Here is an 18328-nt window from a genome sequence, read left to right on the forward strand (position 1 = left end):
AAGCTCAGGCTTTCGGCCCGCCTTTTTCTTGCTATTGCCGTGCAATGGGAGACTCCGTGATGAGTGCACAAGATCGTCGCATCCGTTCGATCCTGATCGTCGGTGGAGGCTCCGCCGGCTGGATGACGGCCGCCGCCCTGTCCAACACGCTTGGTCGTGAGTGCGTCGTCACGCTTGTCGAGTCAGAGGAAATCGGCACCGTCGGCGTCGGCGAGGCGACCATTCCGCCGATCCGTGTGTTCAACGAAACGCTCGGCATCGACGAGGCCGAATTCCTGCGCACGACCCAGGGGTCGTTCAAGCTGGGCATAGAATTCATCAACTGGGGACGTCAGGGCCACCGCTACTTCCACCCCTTCGGTACCTTTGGCCGTCCGTTCGACATGGGGCAGGTCCATCAATACTGGAACCAGGCGCGGCTCGCCGGGACGCCGGTCAGCCTTGATGACCTGTCGATGGCCTGGGCCGCCGCGCGTGATAACCGATTTGCGCCTCCGTCGCCTGATCAGCGCAATGTCCTCTCCACCTATGATTATGCCTATCATTTCGATGCTGGGCTCTATGCCGCCTATCTGCGCCGCTACAGTGAGGCACGTGGCGTCACCCGGCACGAGGGCAAGATCGCGTCAGTTGCGCTCAATGGTGAAACCGGCTTTGTGGAAAGCGTCACGCTTGAGGATGGCCGGAACTTCACCGCCGACCTGTTCATCGACTGTTCCGGCTTTCGTGGCCTGTTGATCGAGGAGGCGCTGCACACCGGCTATGAGGAGTGGACGCATTGGCTGCCGTGCAACCGCGCGCTCGCGGTTCCCTGTGCCTCGAGCGACGATTTCACGCCTTACACCCGCTCGACCGCGCGCGAGGCTGGCTGGCAGTGGCGCATCCCTCTGCAGCACCGGACCGGCAACGGCTATGTCTATGGAAGCGATTTCATCTCGGACGATGATGCCGCCGCCACCCTCCTCGCCAACCTCGACGGCCAGGCGCTGGCCGATCCGCGCCCCCTTCGCTTCGTGACCGGTCGCCGTCGCCAGGCGTGGAACAGGAATGTCATCGCGGTAGGCTTGTCGTCAGGCTTTCTCGAACCGCTCGAATCAACCAGTCTCCATCTCATCCAGGCCAATATAGCCAAGATCCTCGCCTTCTTCCCCACCCGCGACTTCGACCCGCTGGTGATCGACGAGTTCAACCGCGTCGCCGCGACCGAGACCGAGCGCATCCGCGATTTCATCATCCTCCATTACAAGCTGACCCAGCGCGACGACAGCGAACTGTGGCGCCATTGCGCAGCGATGGACGTGCCAGACAGTCTCGCCAACAAGATTGAGCATTTCCGCCGCTTTGGCCGCCTCATTGCGCGCGACATGGACCTGTTCGGCGCGGCGAGCTGGACCGCCGTCCATATTGGCCAGTTCAACTGGCCTGAAGCGGTTGATCCCATCCTTGATTACCGCATGGCCGATGGTCAGGCCTGGCTCGCCCGGCTCAAGGCGGCCATGGATGCCGAGGCGGCACGGATGCCGACGCACCGCCAGTTCATTGATCGCCATTGCAAGGCCAGCGCTTGACCCTGACTGCGCCAGAGCTTCTGGCCCGCGCCATGGCCCTGCGGGAGATGCAGGACATGGCGGCTGCGCTGGCGACGGTGGCCGAGGCCGCCGCGCTGGCCCCTGCTGACGCGCGCATCGCGCTCGCCCACGCCCATATCGCTTATGAATGCTGGCAACCCGCCGCCGATCTGTTCGCCCGTGCCCAGCGTTTCATGCCCGCCGATCTCGCCATCACCCGCAGCCATGCGCTCGCGCTCCATGCGGATGGCGAATGGCTTGCCGCCGAAGCGCTGCTGCGCCGATCTCTGGCGGCCCATCCCGGCTGGGTTGACGGGCACAAGGTGCTGACGACATTGAGCGTCACCGGCGGCGCAGACGCATTTGACGCCAGCTTTGCGGAGGCGGTCGCCGCCGACCCCGCCAACCTCGCGCTCCGCCTGGCCTGGTTCCACACCCTCGCCACCGCACGCTGCTGGGAACAGGCGAGGGCGGTCCTCACTGATGCGCAAGCCCGATTCGGTGACCATCGCGCCCTGCGCCTCCTTAACGCCTTCTACCTTGCCGAGTCCGGCGAGGGCGGTCACCGCGCAGACCTGTTCGACGGGTTGGAGGATGTCCGTGATGTGGGGCTTGATCTCGCCCGCACCCGCCATTCGCTGCGCTGTGGCCAGCCCGAAGCCGCGCTCGCCATAATTGAACCGCATCTCACCGGCCCTGCCGCACGCAGCTTCTGGCCCTATGCCTCGCTCGGCTGGCGGCTGGCGGGCGATCCGCGCAGCCACTGGCTCGATGGCGATCCGGTCTTCACCACACATCAGGACGACGTCCTCACGCCCGATGAATGCGCCACGCTCGCCACCACGCTGCGCCGCCTCTTGGTGCTGCAAGCGCCTTATCTCGAACAGTCGGTGCGCGGCGGGGTCCAGACCGATCGCCACCTCTTCTTCAATCCCGATCCCGTCATCCAGCATCTGCGGGCCCGCGTGGCTGATGCCGTCGCCCGCTATATCGCCACGCTACCGGCTGCCGTGCCCGGCCACCCGCTACTCGGCCATGCCCGTGATGACGTCCGCTTTGAGGGAAGCTGGTCAGTTCTTCTCCGCAGTCAGGGTTTCCACGCCAGCCACACGCACAGTCGGGGCTGGATCAGTTCGGCGCTCTACATCCAGCTCCCTACCGCCGAAAAACTGGGCGCTGCCCCGGCTGGCTGGTTCAGCCACGGCACCCCGCCCCCCGAACTCGGGCTCAACCTCTCCGCCTATGGCCATATGGAGGTCAAAGCCGCCCGCCTCGCACTGTTCCCCTCGACCATGTGGCACGGCACCGTGCCATTCGATGACGGAGAGCGGCTGACGGTGGCATTTGATGTAAAGGTCCCCGCTGCGATTCAGGGCTGAACAGGGCTTCGCGCGCCATTCAACCTTCGGCCGCAAATGGGACCGGACGTGCTTGCATATTGGTCGTCAGCACCCATCTGGCGGCTTTCAGCAAGGATCCCCCCACCATGCGCGTCTTTATGCTCTCCCTCCTCTTGGGCGTCTCCGCACCCGCAATGGCCCAGCCATCCCAGCCTGCCGGTGCTCCCGCCGGTCCGGCTGCCATTGGTCGACCTGCTGCGCCTGAAGGCTGGGCCATCGGCATCGGTGTCGCACCTGTGCTCAGCCCGGCCTGGCAGGGGTCAAATGATATGGCGCTGTCAATCTTCCCGGACCTGCGGATAAGCTATGGCGATCTGCTGTTCGCGTCTGTGCCCGACGGTGTCGGTATCAACGCTGTAAATGCCCATGGCTGGCGTGCCGGTCCGCTGGTCAAGATCCGTTTCGGCCGGGATGAGGATGATGGCGGTTCGCCGTTCCAGATCGCCGGTGGTTCCGATGCGCTCATCGGCATGGGCAATATCAATCTGGCCGGGGAAGCGGGCGGCTTCGTCGAACACAGCTTTGGCCAACGTCACCAATGGCGCGCCCGCGCCGAAGTGCGGCAAGGCTTTGGGGGGCATCAAGGATTGCTGGCTGACGTTTCGCTGAACCACCGTTCCCGCATCGACAGAACGATCATCAGCGCCGGTCCACGGGCCAGCTTTGCCAGCCGCGATTTCATGCAGACCTATTTCGGGGTCACGCCGGCCCAGTCGCTTCGCACCGGTTTGGCCCGTTATGATGGCGATGGCGGCCTTCTCAGCTATGGTGTCGGCGGGACGGTGGTCCAGCCGCTCAGTCGCAACAGCGCCATAACTCTGTTCACCAGCCTTGAACGGCTCGGCGAACAGGCGGGCGATTCCCCGCTGGTGCGCGAACGCGGGCGGCGCACGCAATTCACCCTCGGTCTCGCATTTGGCTATCGCTTCGGACTCTGACGCCAAGCCAGGGCTGAGGTAAGAGGCCTCAGCGACCCATCTCCGCCAGCTTGCGTTCCCACGCCAATGCGTCGCGAACGATCAGGTCGAGGTTGTCGCGCTCGGGCTTCCAGTTGATGGTGGCGAGGATACGGCTGTTGTCGGCCACCAGCTCGTCAGGGTCACCGGCACGGCGACCCTCCATCACCCTGAGCAGCCTCTGGTTGGTCACCCGGTCTACCGCGTCAAACACCTCCAGCACCGAATAGCCCCGGCCATAGCCGCAGTTCATGAAATGGCTCGCGGTTGGCTCGGCAATCAGCTTTTCCAGCGCGGCGACATGCGCGGCGGCAAGGTCGCTGACATGGATATAGTCACGTACCCCGGTGCCGTCCGGCGTGGCAAAATCGGTGCCGAAAACGCCGACTTTCTCGCGTTTGCCAGTGGCGGCCTCGACCGCGACCTTGATCAGGTGGGTTGCGCCCGCCGTCGATTGTCCGCTGCGACCCTGTGGGTCAGCACCGGCGACATTGAAATAGCGAAGCGCACAGAAATTCATGGGATGTGCGGCGGCAACGTCGCGCAGCATCCCTTCGGTCATCAGCTTGGACAGACCATAGGGATTGATCGGCACTTGCCGCGCATCCTCGCGCACCGGCACGACATCGGGTATGCCATAGGTGGCGGCGGTCGAGGAGAAAATGAAATGGGGAATGCCGGCTGTCACCGCGCTTTCGAGCAGTGACTGGGTCGCCACCGTATTGTTGCGATAATATTTCAGCGGATCGACCACCGATTCCGGCACGACCACTGATCCCGCGAAATGCATGATAGCGCGAATGCCATGCTCCGCAATCGTCTGTGCCACAACGTCTTTGTCGGCGATGTTCGCTACCACGAGTGGCACGCCCTCAGGCACAGCCCAATCGAACCCGGTCACCAGATTGTCGATCACGACCACCGGCCAGCCGGCATCACGCAGTGCCAGCACCGCGTGGCTGCCGATATAGCCGGCGCCGCCGGTGACAAGGACGGGGAACTTTTCGGTCATATCTGGTCTCGCACAGTCTTGGTCCACCGCGATCTTCGGGATTCGGCTGATTCGCCGTAGCAAAAGGGCGGTTACGAGTGGTTAAGCATCACCATATGGCTGTGACAAATGACAAGGGCCATCAAAGAATGGCCGAGATGCAGCAAAACGATCCAATACCTTTTCGCAAACGATTGCAAAGCGTTTCTCGCATCTATATGGATGCCTTCGACGGCGTGCGCCATGGCATGTGGTCTAACGATCGGCAGAGGGTCTAGCAGGGGATGAAAGGTGTGCAGCGTAAAGCTCTGGCGCAAAACTGTGCGCCAAACGGGCTGCGCTGGGAACAGCGTCTTGTGGCTAATTGGCATGACCAACCCGGTCGCTGCTTTCCGTTGATCACCCCGGCGGATGTGGTGCCGGTTGACCTAGACCGGGACTATTGGGACGCTTGGCCGCTGCTGACCCCGGATGGGCAATTTCATGCAGCGGCAGATGGTCGGCATTATTGGTTTGCGCTGAGTGCTCCGCGGTTCGACGATCCCGATGAGCGTCATGGGCATGCCCGTATCTATTTGCTTGAACAGGGTGAAGACGGCTTCCGTTCACTCGGGCCGGCCATGCCCGAAGGATTTTCGCCTGGCAGCAGGGAATGGTCCGGATCGGCGACAATTGATCCTGAATCAATGATCGTGACCCTTTGGTTCACTGCGTCGGGCAGACGGGGAGAGACCTCGCGGACCATGGAACAGCGGATTTTTCGCGCCGCTGCCCGCTTGGCTGGCAACAGGCTTGTCGAATGGCAGGCGCCTGTTGAGCCTGTGGTGGCCGATGGCCGTCATTATGCGCGAGCGGATCAGGTTGCCCCGATTGATGGCCGCATCCTCGGCTTTCGCGACCCAGGTGTGTTCCGCGATCCGATCAGCGGAGATGACTGGCTGGTCTTCACCGCTTCTTCTGCCGTCGAACCTGGCTATTCCGCTGGCGTGATCGGACTTGCCAGGATCGACGCCAACGGCCAGGTCCAACTGCTGCCTCCATTGGTGACATCGACAGGGTTCAACAATGAGCTGGAAGTCCCCAATCTGCGTTACTTCGATGGTCGTTATTATCTTTTCTGGTCAACCCAGACGCACATGTTCGAACCCGGAATTGACATGCCCACCGGCCTTTATGGCGCGGTAGCTGATGACATGGCCGGGCCATGGCGCCTGATCAACGGTGACGGGTTGATTGCTGCGACACCCCGCAGCGAGCCTCTGCAAAGCTATGCTTGGAATGTTTTGCCTGACCGTCGCATCTCGGCATTCGTCAATCATTGGGGTCTGGCAGGCCGATCCTTGACTGATTTGCCAAGCCTGCGCAGCCAGTTTGGCGGCACCTTTGCCCCGTTCGCCCGATTGCGGCTTGATGGCGACCGTGCCACAGTCTCCCCATGAACACGGGGCGCAGTGATGACCGGGGACGCATCGCCGGGCTTGAATTGGGCGGGACCAAGGCGATTGTCCTGTTGTGGCAGGATGGAGTAATTGTTGACGAATGTCGGGTGCCGACGCGTTCTCCGGACGTTGTGTTTGCTGACATTCTTCCGCTGATGCAGCGGTGGTGGGATGACGGTCCTTTCGATGCAGTCGGCATTGGCAGTTTCGGCCCGGTGGCTGTTGATCCCGCATCACAGCGCTATGGCCATATCCTCACGACCCCTAAGCCCGGCTGGGGCGGGGCAGCGGTGCTGCCCGCCTTGCGCGATGCCTTTGCCTGTCCCATTGCCATTGATACCGACGTCAACGCCGCAGCCATGGCCGAGTATCGCTGGGGTGCAGGGCAGGGCGCAACCAGTCTCCTCTACCTGACGATAGGAACCGGACTCGGTGGTGGCGCGCTGGTCAATGGCATGCCGATCCATGGACGGCTGCATCCGGAAATGGGCCATATGCCCTTGCGCAGGCAACCGGGCGACGAGTTTGCCGGTGCCTGCCCATTTCACGCAGATTGTGCGGAGGGGTTATTGTCAGGGCCTGCATTGGCGGCGCGTTTTGGTGCTCCGGCCGATGCTGTGGCTGCAGGCGATCCGCGGTGGGACGTACCGGTGGCGGATTTGGCGCAGTTGCTCGTTACGCTGATCCACGGCTTTGCGCCAAACCGCATTCTCGTTGGTGGGGGCGTTGGCATGGGGGCCGGGGCCATGCTTGATCGTGCCCGTGATCGGCTGCCGGCGCTGCTCGGTGGCTATTATCCAGACCTTGATGATCGGGCGTTGGCGCAAATGATCAGCCAACCCGCTCTCGGTGAGCGCGCTGGCCCATTGGGTGCCATAGCTGTCGGATTATCAACGCTGATTTGAGCGGTATCCAGATACCTCTCCGGACTAGAGTGCGTTTAGTCGCTCTAACTGGACCTCTACTCCACAATGAAAAAGGCGGCAACAGCCGCCTTTTTCATCGCCAAAAATAAAATGGTCGGGGAAAGAGGATTCGAACCTCCGGCCCCTGCCTCCCGAAGACAGTGCTCTACCAGGCTGAGCTATTCCCCGACCGATCCGCCAACGCACCTTGAAAAGGCACACCCGGCGAGGGGCAGGCGGGTCCTATAGAAAGGCGATGCCATGCTGGCAAGCGCGAATTTCCGCTTTGTCGGCGACAGTCACAGCAGACCCAACGCCCTGAAACTCGTATAGCGCGCATCGGTAAAAAGCAGGTGATCCGCAAGTGTTACGCCGGCAAGCCGCGCAAGTGCCGCGATCCGGCGTGTGACTTCGCAATCCGCCTGTGAAGCCTGCAGCGATCCGCAAGGATGATTGTGGGCTACCAGCAGATGTGCGACCCCTTCTGGCGCCAGTGCGCGCCGCAATCCGGGCAGAACCGCATCGATAGTCAGCATTGCTCCGCGCTGTTCGACAAAGCTGACAAGCCGCTGGCGAATGTCGCAACCTGCAATGATCAAATGCTCATGGCGCAGGCCAAGAAAGTGACACTGCAGCAATGGCAACAGTGCGATTCCCAATGGATGGGCGCCTCTCATTACGCTCTGCGAGCTCTCGCGCCATTCGAGCAAAGACTGGTCCATGCTACCGAGCATAGCAACGTCATGCCGCTGTGACCGGCCCGGATTTGTCCACTTCTAGCCCATTTTGAACATGAAAGCTGACCACGCCACGGTTCCTTGTGCAATTCGCAGCCTTTGCCAGATCATGTCCGACAGCTTAGCATGGCTTGGCAGAACAAGGAATCGCAGCCCCGATGAGCTCTAAAACGCCACATTATGAGGATCAATATCTCGATCTGATGCGCCGCATTCGCGATCATGGCGACGAAAGACTGGACCGTACCGGTGTCGGCACGCGTAGCCTATTCGGAGAGCAGTTGCGCTTTGACCTTCGCGATGGTCGTGTGCCGTTGCTGACCACAAAAAGGGTGTTCTGGAAAGCTGCGGCCAGGGAAATGCTCTGGTTTTTGAGTGGGCAGAGCAATATCCGGCCACTTGTTGAGCAGAATGTCCATATCTGGACTGATTGGCCACTGGATCATTATCGTCGAATGACAGGCGAGAACATTGATCGTGATGGTTTCGAGGCTCGGATTCGGGATGATGAAGATTTTGCGGTCCGTTGGGGTGACCTCGGGCCGGTCTATGGTGTGCAATGGCGCAATTGGCCGCGCTATGTGCCCGTGAGCCAGCCAGACGAGTCTGGCTGCGCTCTTTATCAGCGTGACCCGCAAGGCATCGACCAGATGGCCGCCCTGGTGGAGTCGCTGCGGAACGATCCCGCATCGCGTCGGCACATCTTTACGGGCTGGAACGTGGCGGAATTGGACGGCATGGCATTGCCGCCTTGTCACATGACCTATCAATTTCATGTGTCTGGTGCGGGCGAGCTTTCCTGCCTGTTGTTTCAGAGATCCTGTGATGTGCTGCTCGGCCTGCCGTTCAACCTATTCGGAGCGGCCATGCTGACGGCAATGCTGGCGCAGCAAACCGGCCTGACGCCGCAGGAGCTGATCTGGAGCGGTGGCGACGTCCATCTATATCGTAATCATATGGATGCAGTTGAAGAGCAACTCTCCCGCACGCCGCACGGCGATCCGAGATTGGAACTGTTCCGCAAGCCTGACACTCTTTTCGACTATGATATCGGCGATTTTATCGTGCGTGATTATGCCCCCCAGGATCATATTCGTGCGCCAGTGGCGGTCTGACTGAACTTGCCCGATTGCTTGAAACATCCTAACAATCTTGTGAAATAATATGCGGCATTGAGGAGTGGAGCCGGGACATGCCAGACGCGCATATTCGCAAGACAGATAACTTGCCCCAGTTATCCCTTCATATTCCGGAACCTCGGTTCCGGCCAGGTGACGCCCCCGATTTTTCGGATATTGCCGTTCCTGCGGTGGGGGCCTTGTCCCGACCCGCTGAAAGCGCCACCCCTGCGGCCATGCGCGACCATGCCTATGGCTTGGTCCGTGTGCTAGAATTTGACGGGTCGGCAAGCGGTCCCTGGAATCCCCGGTTGTCGCCCGACCGGCTGAGGGCCATGCTGCGCTACATGATGCTGGTTCGCGCGTTTGACGACAGGATGTTCCGTGCCCAACGGCAGGGCAAGACCAGCTTTTACATGAAGTCGACGGGTGAGGAAGCCGTGTCGGTAGCTGCGACGATGGCGCTGGCCCGCGACGACATGTGTTTCCCCTCCTATCGACAGCAGGGAATATTGATCACCCGCGATTATCCGCTGATCGACATGATGAACCAGATTTATTCGAACCGGGGTGATCCGTTGAAAGGCCGGCAGTTGCCGATCATGTATTCGGCAAAGGACTATGGATTTTTCTCCGTATCAGGCAATCTGGCCACCCAATACCCGCAGGCGGTGGGCTGGGCCATGGCGAGCGCGGCTAAGGGCGATAGCCGAATTGCCGCCGTGTGGTGCGGCGAAGGGTCAACCGCCGAAGGGGACTTCCACAGCGCCATGACCTTTGCGGCCGTCTATAACGCGCCGGTGATCCTCAATGTGGTCAACAACCAGTGGGCCATTTCCAGCTTTTCTGGTTTCGCTGGTGGCGAACGGACCACCTTTGCCGCGCGCGCGGTCGGATACGGCATTGCTAGCCTCAGAGTGGATGGCAATGATCCGCTAGCGGTCTATGCGGCAACGCAATGGGCTTCAGACCGGGCACGGACGGATAACGGCCCGACGCTGATTGAGCACTTCACTTATCGCGCGGAAGGGCACAGCACTTCTGACGATCCTTCTGCCTATCGGGCGCGGGAAGAGTATGCTGCCTGGCCGTTCGGAGACCCGGTCTTGCGGCTCAAGCAGCATCTGATCGCGCTCGGTGAATGGGATGAGGGCCGTTATGCGGCCCAGGCGACCGAACTCGCCGATCTTGTAAAGGCCTCGCAAAAGGAGGCAGAAAAGAACGGCATTTTGGGTCACGGGCTGCATCAGCCATTGGCATCCATGTTTGAGGATGTGTTTGAGCAGTTGCCGCCGCATCTGGTGGAACAGCGCGAGCAAATGTTGGCGGAGCAGACCCGCAAGTTCGGACCCAAGGGAAGGCAATGCCAATGACCGTGGACAAGGCTTTCCTGCCAGAGGGGCAGGCTGGCAATGCGGGCGAGCGGCGCATCAATATGATCGAGGCGATCAACGATGCCCTTGACATCATGCTGGCCCGCGATCCTGATGTCGTCGTGCTCGGTGAGGATGTCGGCTATTTCGGCGGTGTCTTCCGTGCCACTGCAGGATTGCAGGAAAAACATGGCAAGACACGCGTCTTCGATACGCCAATAACCGAATGTGGCATCATCGGGGTTGCCGTTGGCATGGGTGCTTATGGCATGCGGCCGGTGCCTGAAATCCAGTTCGCGGATTATATCTATCCTGCGTTGGATCAGCTTGTCAGCGAGGCGGCACGGCTGCGTTATCGTTCAGCCGGCGATTTCATTGCGCCGATGACGGTGCGGTCGCCATTTGGTGGCGGAATTTTCGGGGGGCAGACCCATAGTCAGTCGCCAGAAGGGATATTTACCCACTGTTCCGGCCTCAAGACAGTGATTCCGGCTACGCCCTATGATGCCAAGGGGCTGCTGATCGCGGCAATCGAGGACAATGATCCGGTAATCTTCTTTGAACCGAAGCGGATCTACAATGGCCCCTTCTCGGGCTATTATGACCGGCCGGTTGAGCCTTGGGCCAAACATGACGGTTCGGTGGTGCCGGAGGGTTATTACCGCATCGAACTGGGCAAGGCGAAAATTGTGCGACCTGGGAGCGATGTCACCATCCTTTGCTATGGAACGATGGTGCATGTGGTGCAGGCGGTGGTGGCCGATGCCGGAATAGACGCTGAAATCGTTGATCTGAGGACGCTGATGCCGCTCGACGTGGCGACTATCGAGGAGTCGGTGAAGCGCACCGGGCGCTGCTTGATCGTGCATGAGGCGACGCGGACGTCGGGGTTTGGTGCCGAGCTGGCCGCGACGGTGCAGGAGCGTTGTTTTTATCATCTGGAAGCGCCGGTTGAGCGGGTGACGGGTTTTGACACGCCCTATCCGCACAGTCTGGAATGGGCGTATTTCCCGGGACCCGTGCGCATCGCCACGGCGCTCGAAAAGATCATGAGGGTTTGACCATGGGCCGCTATGTTTTTCGCTTGCCGGATATTGGCGAAGGGATCGCGGAGGCCGAGATTGTCGCGCTGCATGTTGCGGTGGGCGACCGGGTTGAGGAAGACCAGCAGATCGCCGACATGATGACCGACAAGGCGACGGTCGAAATGGAGGCGCCTGTTTCGGGGATCATCGTGGAGATTGGCGGCGCGCTGGGCGATGTCATTGCCATTGGGTCGACGCTGGTGGTTATCGAGACGGATGCCGTTGCCGAGGCGGATGTGGATGCGGATGTAGAGGATGAGGTAGAGCCACAAAGCCGCTCTGGGGAGGCTGGCACTTCCCCATCTGAATCTTCTCAAATAATTGAAAAAGAACACGAAAAAGATAATCCTATCGCTGCCGATGCAGAAACCGTCCCGGTTTCCATCTCCGTCCCGGCCCCGGCTGCAGCGCGCGTACTGGCCTCCCCGGCGGTGCGTGACCGGGCGCGGATGCTCGCAATCGATCTGTCGCAGGTCAAGCCGTCGGAGGATGGGCGGGTGCGCCATGCCGATCTCGACGCCTATCTGCGCTACAACAGCGGCGCGGGCTATGCCCGTCCGGCAGCGGCGCGTCAGGACGAGCCGGTGCGGGTCATCGGCCTGCGCAAGCGGATTGCCGAGAATATGGCGGCCTCGAAGCGAGCCATCCCGCACTTCACCTATGTCGAGGAAATGGAGGTCACCGCGCTGGAAGCGATGCGCGCCGACCTGAATGCCGCCCGCGGCGAGCGGCCCAAGCTGACCATGCTGCCGTTCCTGATCGTCGCCATCTGCCGCACGCTGCCGCAATTCCCGATGCTCAATGCGCGCTATGATGATGAGGCGGGCGTGGTGACGCGGCACGGCGCGGTGCATATGGGCATGGCGACACAGACTGACGCTGGCCTGATGGTGCCGGTGATCCGCAACGCGGAGGCGATGAATGTCTGGCAGTTGGCCAGCGAAATCAGCCGCCTCGCCGAAGCCGCGCGCAGCGGCAAGGCCAGGAGCGAGGAATTGTCGGGATCGACGCTGACCATCACATCGCTGGGTGCGCTGGGCGGTGTGGCGACAACCCCGGTGATCAACCGACCCGAAGTAGCGATCATTGGACCAAACCGGATTGTTGAACGTCCAGTTTTCACCAATGAGGATGGCGCGGGTAATGCCGTGCGCCGGGCCAAGCTGATGAATCTGTCGATCAGCTGTGATCATCGCGTGGTAGATGGCTGGGACGCGGCGAGCTTTGTACAGGCGCTCAAGCGAGTGATTGAGACGCCGGTCCTGTTGTTTGCCGACTGAGCGCTGTTGAACGGCCTTTTCGCGGTAGCGCCGTGAATCCATGCGTGTGCGTTGGCGCACCACGCCCGGCGGTAGCGTGATCCTGGAGGGTGGACCATGAGTCCCCGGTCAAGCCGTTGGCAACAGGCATTGCCTGCCGGGCCCAGCCGGCTCGATCAATCGTCGAGCCAGCGAGCTCTGGCTTTGAACCTGCGAGCGGTTGAGGCCTCTATACCTGAAATGCCGCCTTGAGCTTTTGTCCCCGGCCCGCTTCGCGTTGCGGAAAAGGGCGTCGCGCTTGGCGAGTGGCGTGGTTTACCGGTTGGATGCGATCAGAGGCCCAATCCTTCGAATGTCGTCTGGTCGAACTTCAGTCTGAAGGTCGCGAACAGGCCGCTGCGGGTGTAGCGTGACTCTTCGAAATCACGGTCCCTGAAGCCGGCGATGTTGTAGCCGATGACGATGTTGGCATTTTCAAATGGCGTCACCACAATCTGCGGACCGGCGCTGAAGGCTTTCGCGTTGCCATCAGTACCGATACGGGCGTTACCGGTAACACCCACCCCGACATGTTCGCTCAGGTCGAAGCGAAGATCGAGGCCGACGACAGTCGACCAGCCGGTGACATCTTCGTCACCAAAGCGGTCGTCGGTGTAGCGTGCACCCCAGAAAAGCGTGTATTCGCCCGCCTCGTGCCACAGGCCGTCGTCTTCATCGACAGGCGAGTAGTTGATCGTCAGGCTGTTGATCACGCGCTTTGAGTTGACGTCCCCGCTGACTGTCAGCACGGGGCCACCGATAGGACCTGGCTGCCCAGCTATCGCGTTGCTGAGAGCGTCGGCCCGGAATTCGAGCTTTTCGAGGAAAGACCAGCGGCTGTCGGCCGGGCGATGGGCCCAGCTGACTTCAGCCGAGATCGTCCGGGTGGACGGGCCGGTCTCGCTGGTTGCCCGTGTATAGGTGAACAGGCCACCAAAGGCGCTTCCTTCGCCGATCTGGCGCAGGCCGCCAAGGGTTGCACCATAGCGATCCGTTAGTTCGCCGTCGCGATACTCGGCGCGACCGGTGATATTCCAGTCATCATTGCGCCACGTCGCGCCACCGGTGACGGCGACGAAATCTTCAGTGATCGCGCCCGAACCATCGACGAAGCCGCCGGAAGCGACCGGCTGAGCCGGATCCAGTACGTCACGGGCATTGATGCCACCGAGCGTGCGCTGGCCATCGACAGTCATGTCAACCATCAAATTTTCGGTCAGCGAAATGGATTGGGACAGGCCGTAGGCGGCAAAGCTGCGGGGCCCGAACTCGCCGATGTCCTGTTGGTTGCCGGTCAGGCTGACGCGGGCACCGTCCCAGGGACGCACGTCAAAGCCGGCGCGGACTGTACGCGCATCCACCGTGCCGCCAGAGGCGATTTCATAGGCACCGACGAGGGTGATCCCCTGGGTCACGGCATAGCGGGCGCCAAAGGTATGGCGGGTCGGGAAATCGACGCTTTCATTCTGTCCGCCGAGAGCAAATTCGGTCTGGGCGTCGAGTTCAAGCCGCTGGTTCAACAAGCGCTGCGTGCCGCCAAGCTGGACAAGGGTGGAGATGTTGGTCTCTCCGGTCGGCAGCGTGTCCTCGGCGCGGGTCAGGCCGGCGCGCAGCGTGGTGGTCTCCCCACGCCATTCGCCCATCAGGCGGCCAGCGCGGCGACGGGAGTCGGTTTCGAGATAGTCTTCTTGCCAAGCGCTGGCGATCAGGCTGAAGCCGGTACCAAGTCGCATGCTGCCGTCGAGGCCGATGCGGCGGCTGGCCTGTCCGGCATTGCTCAACTGGCCGACACCAAAGCCGTCGTCGCGCTGACGGGCGTAGGCAAGGAGATCAAACACCGAGCCATGATGTTCGACTTCGACGAGCCAGGCGCTGGCGGTGCCGACATCGGCGACGCCGGCCTTGCGCGACTGGGAGTCGCTGACAGCATATTCGGCGCGCATTTCAACCGACGGGGCAGGGCGATAGCGGACATCGACGCCGCCGAGATTGGCGCGGGCGCTGTCATTGGCGTCATGAATGCCGGTGAGGCCGACGCGCAGGCTTTCGTCATTGCTTGTCCAGCTGACGCGGCCGCCGCCATTGACAACACGCTGGCCGACGCCGCGGGTTTCATAGTCGACGACGATGAATTGCGGATTCAGCGCGGGATCGCGGCTGAGGATCGGTTCGCGGAAGGTCAGTGTGCCGGCGAAATAATCGATATCATAATCGATATGCCTGGTGAGCTGGCGGCTTTCGACAATGATGTCGGAACGGGTACGATCGCGGATTTCTAGCGTGACGCGTTCGCTGTTGGCGAGGACATCGCGTGTCGAAAGCTGATAGGGACCGCTTAGGCCATTGCCCTGCATCTCGTCACGGCGATAGCGATAGGGCGTATCGGCGATGAAGGCGGTGGCGGCGAGGTTGCTGCCGCGATATTCAGCGCGGACGCCGTTCATAGCCCGTTGATAGCGGGTCAGTTGCGGTTCGTTGATCGCCGTTTCGAAATCACCGAACAGGGCATAGAACTGCGGCCGTTCAAGGCGCAGGTAGAGGTTGCGTACCGATGCCGCGTCAAAGCCATTGTCGGCGCGATCAGCGTAGATGGTGTAATAGGCGCGCGGATCGATGACGCCGCCGAAACGGGCCTCATCCTGTTCCCGGTCGCTGTCATAGGACATGGTCATCAGCCACTGGCCAAGTATCCGACCCTTGGCGTAGAGAGCGACGCGACCGTCGACATTGTCAGAAGGAAGGTCTTCGGCGACAGGTTCCATGCGGTCATCGAGCGTGTTGTAGCCGACCGTTCCGGCAGCAAAGCCGACAACAGTCCATGGCCGGTCGCCAGGGTTCAGCCAGACATCGAGCTGAACCTCACGCGTGACCTGCTCGTCACGGAAAGTGAAGTTGAGGCGCGCTGTGCCCGATGCGGTGGTCGGATCCAGTTCGATATAGGCAACGCCATCGTCACCCGGGATCCGCCAGGTAGCGCGGCCACGGTCAAGACCCGACAGTTGACGTTCCTGTTCGGCATCGCTTTCGATAGCGGCGCGATGCGGTGCGGCAACGGTGAAGTCGCCAACCAGTCCGTGCTTGACCGGGCGACCGTCGCGGTCAGTCAGCCGTACCGCGATAACCGGGCGATTGAGACCATCCGCCACCAGCAGCGAGCGTTCGCGCACAAGCGAGACGTTCATCGGGCTGTTTGCATAGTGGATGGTCCGGCTCAGTTCCTGGACCAGCGCACCGGATTCGTCGAGCACGCGGGCAACAAAGCGGTTGTCGCGATCGTTGACTTCAATGCCGCTCCAGACACTGACGTAGAAGCTGCGGTCTGGTGACGGGTTCGCGCCATCAAAAGACAGGCCATTGACAGGCCGGCCGTTGACGCTGAGTTCCACACGCTGGCCCGGCAAATGCTTGATGGCAACACGCACAACAGGGGAACGCGGATTGTAATCTGGTTCGGGGAATAACCAGTCAATGCCGGCGGTCTGGTTGGCAAAGAAATCGCGGTCACCGCCGGCGACGCTGATATCACTTGCCACAGCTGGGCGTGCAGGGGCGCTGATCACCGGGACGGCGCTGCTCTCAGCATCTGCAGGCGCTTCGGGAGAGGCGATCGAAACGGCACGAAAATCCGCGCGCTTCAGCTCTCCGCCCCGGCCTTCGACAAAGCGGGAAATGGCACTTCCCGCAGCGCGGTTGTTGGCGGCGCAGTTGATTGGCACAACCAATCCGGGAAGGGATGAGGGGTCAATCTGGACCACATGCAGGCCAGGGCGAACCCCTTCAAAGTGGTAGCGACCGTCACTGTCAGTAACAGCGAAACTGCCGTCCTGGAGCATGACCCGGACGCCCTGGATACCGCGGGCGCTGGCTGGGTCAGCCGAACAGCCCCCGTCGGTGACGCGACCGATAATGGTGATACGGTCTCCGACGATATCCCTGCTGATGCGAACGGTTGCTTCGCCAACATTGGAACGCGATCCGCGATTATCGCTGGCGACGGCAATGTTCGTGGCTTCGCCTGGCTGGCTATCCGGACGAATATCCGCCAAATAGGTTATAAGACCGAGTGCTCCGCCTGCAAGCGGGGGTAGCCCGACGGTGAAGCGCCCTCCATCGGGTGTAATGGAGGCGGTCACCGGATTGCCGTTGTAACGGATCGACCCAGGCCGCAGGCGGACGTCGCGCGGCATGTCGTCGGTCACCGTCAAGGCTCCGGTTGTGCGGGTTGAATCAGCATTGCGCAGGGTGATGCGATACTGGACAGTGCTGCCCGGGGTCGCTGTGGCGGTGCTGCTGGTCTTGGTCAGCTGCAACCCGGCTTGCGGACGGTCAACAGGAATGTCGATCCGCACCGGCGTGGGTGTAAACAGCTGAAAAACCGCGCCATAACTCGCGGTTCCCAGCGTATAGGGCTCGCCATTGTCTGGTCGCCTGAATTGCGCAAGCTCAGCAATTGTGGCGCTGGACTGCCAACTATATGGCTCGGGCGGTTCGACAAGCAGGCGATAGCTTCCCGGTGCGACAAAGGGGAAGCGATAGTCGCCGGCGGGGAAGGCATAGACCTGTCCTCCCGCGTCGGTCACGGTTGAACCGGTAATGACGCTATTGGGGAAGCTGGACACGCCATCATCCCCGAACACCTGGGCCGGTTGTCCCGTGGCGGCATTGATCAGTGTGACGCGAGCCCCGCGAACAGGCGCGCCATCACCACTGTCGAAGACAATGCCGAACGGATCCACCAAAAAGCTGATCTGGGCACGCGCAATCGAGTCATTTGAACCTATACGGTACAAATTGACGTCAAGTGGTGCACCCGGAGCAACCGAGAGACGGCAGTCACCCTGCACCAGCGCCGGTGGAATGCGCATGGTGGCGATGTAGCCGACGAAAAACCCGCTATTGTTCGCATCCTCGCGCAGGCGGACGGTTTCGAGATCACCGTTGCCGGTACGGACGGTGACGTCAAAGCTGTCGCGCGCGTTGGGGTCGCGATTGTCTGCGGGAGAGGTGATGCCGAATGCTATCGGCTGACCTGCGGTGAAATCATCCGCATGGTTGAGGGAAACCTGTGTGGGACTTTGCCCTGGCCCGCCCGATGTCGTATCGCCTCCAACAGACAGTCCGCCGATGGAATTGCCGCTGGTGCAGCCGCTGCCGTCAATACGGGTCAGCGTGCCGGTGCCTGGAGAATCGATGCGGTAGATGACATTGGTCGCTGGCGGGCTGACGACGCTGATCGCGACCTGGTTCGAGCGCACTGTGCGCGATCCGCCGGTCGGGCCGGTCCAGTCAGCCGAGGCAACGTTGGTGATGACTTGCGCGCTAACACCGCCAGGCAGCAGGGCTGCGGCGGTGGCTGCGGTCATCACCGAACAAAGGTTGCGCCAGAGCGACATGGTTAAATGGTTAACTCTTCTTGGTATGGGAGGAGGGCCCGCCCGTCCGGGGACAGGCAGGCCCT

12 protein-coding genes and 1 tRNA gene are annotated in these 18328 nt (G+C 61.4%); 9 read left to right on the top strand and 4 right to left on the bottom strand.

Annotated elements, in window-relative coordinates; genetic code table 11:
• Positions 1-59 precede the first annotated feature (59 nt).
• From GV829_RS10820 to GV829_RS10830, 3 genes are all read left to right on the top strand, one after another.
• Positions 60-1568 (top strand): tryptophan halogenase family protein, encoded by a 1509-nt coding sequence (locus GV829_RS10820; RefSeq protein WP_169946572.1) that lies wholly within the window; start codon positions 60-62, stop codon positions 1566-1568.
• The gene (locus GV829_RS10825; protein WP_169946574.1) at positions 1565-2947 is read left to right on the top strand and encodes a putative 2OG-Fe(II) oxygenase; all 1383 of its coding nucleotides are present in this window, start codon (positions 1565-1567) and stop codon (positions 2945-2947) included. Before GV829_RS10820 ends, GV829_RS10825 begins: the two co-directional genes overlap by 4 nt.
• Positions 2948-3102: 155 nt before the next feature.
• Entirely contained in the window at positions 3103-3906 is an 804-nt protein-coding gene (locus tag GV829_RS10830; protein WP_246202841.1) for a MipA/OmpV family protein, read from the top strand.
• A gap of 28 nt (positions 3907-3934) precedes the next feature.
• Here the strand turns inward: GV829_RS10830 and galE are convergent, their stop codons facing one another.
• Entirely contained in the window at positions 3935-4936 is a 1002-nt protein-coding gene (gene galE, locus GV829_RS10835; RefSeq protein WP_169946578.1) for a UDP-glucose 4-epimerase GalE, read from the bottom strand.
• 374 nt (positions 4937-5310) lie between these two features.
• Here galE and GV829_RS10840 point away from each other — a divergent pair, with 374 nt between their 5' ends.
• The gene (locus GV829_RS10840) at positions 5311-6354 is read left to right on the top strand and encodes a glycoside hydrolase family 68 protein (protein WP_246202842.1); all 1044 of its coding nucleotides are present in this window, start codon (positions 5311-5313) and stop codon (positions 6352-6354) included.
• Positions 6351-7259 (top strand): ROK family protein, encoded by a 909-nt coding sequence (locus tag GV829_RS10845; RefSeq protein WP_169946582.1) that lies wholly within the window; start codon positions 6351-6353, stop codon positions 7257-7259. Before GV829_RS10840 ends, GV829_RS10845 begins: the two co-directional genes overlap by 4 nt.
• A 112-nt stretch (positions 7260-7371) precedes the next feature.
• On the opposite strand, the gene GV829_RS10850 is transcribed toward GV829_RS10845, so the two are convergent.
• Both GV829_RS10850 and GV829_RS10855 read right to left on the bottom strand, forming a co-directional pair.
• Positions 7372-7448: transfer RNA gene (locus GV829_RS10850), tRNA-Pro, on the bottom strand.
• Positions 7449-7558: 110 nt separating this feature from the next.
• A complete protein-coding gene (locus tag GV829_RS10855) occupies positions 7559-7981 on the bottom strand; it encodes a JAB domain-containing protein (RefSeq protein WP_169946585.1) in 423 nt (140 codons plus the stop codon).
• A 173-nt stretch (positions 7982-8154) separates the two neighbouring features.
• Here GV829_RS10855 and thyA point away from each other — a divergent pair, with 173 nt between their 5' ends.
• The 4 genes from thyA (at position 8155) to GV829_RS10875 (ending at position 12852) form a co-directional block, all read left to right on the top strand.
• Positions 8155-9111, top strand: a complete 957-nt coding sequence (gene thyA / locus GV829_RS10860) for a thymidylate synthase (protein WP_169946587.1) — start codon at positions 8155-8157, stop codon at positions 9109-9111.
• A 77-nt stretch (positions 9112-9188) separates the two neighbouring features.
• Positions 9189-10487 (top strand): 3-methyl-2-oxobutanoate dehydrogenase (2-methylpropanoyl-transferring) subunit alpha, encoded by a 1299-nt coding sequence (locus GV829_RS10865; protein ID WP_169946589.1) that lies wholly within the window; start codon positions 9189-9191, stop codon positions 10485-10487.
• Positions 10484-11548 carry an alpha-ketoacid dehydrogenase subunit beta gene (locus GV829_RS10870; protein ID WP_169948256.1) on the top strand — a complete coding sequence of 355 codons (1065 nt, stop codon included), beginning with the start codon at positions 10484-10486 and terminating at the stop codon, positions 11546-11548. The genes GV829_RS10865 and GV829_RS10870 overlap by 4 nt, the downstream gene beginning before the upstream one ends.
• A 2-nt stretch (positions 11549-11550) precedes the next feature.
• Positions 11551-12852 carry a dihydrolipoamide acetyltransferase family protein gene (locus GV829_RS10875; protein ID WP_169946591.1) on the top strand — a complete coding sequence of 434 codons (1302 nt, stop codon included), beginning with the start codon at positions 11551-11553 and terminating at the stop codon, positions 12850-12852.
• Positions 12853-13163: 311 nt separating this feature from the next.
• Here GV829_RS10875 and GV829_RS10880 read toward each other — a convergent pair whose 3' ends face one another.
• Positions 13164-18233: a carboxypeptidase-like regulatory domain-containing protein gene (locus GV829_RS10880; protein WP_246202843.1), complete on the bottom strand. Its 5070-nt coding sequence runs from the start codon at positions 18231-18233 to the stop codon at positions 13164-13166.
• Positions 18234-18328 lie beyond the last annotated feature (95 nt).

The organism is Sphingomonas lacunae, assembly GCF_012979535.1.
Taxonomy (GTDB): Bacteria; Pseudomonadota; Alphaproteobacteria; order Sphingomonadales; family Sphingomonadaceae; genus Sphingopyxis; species Sphingopyxis lacunae.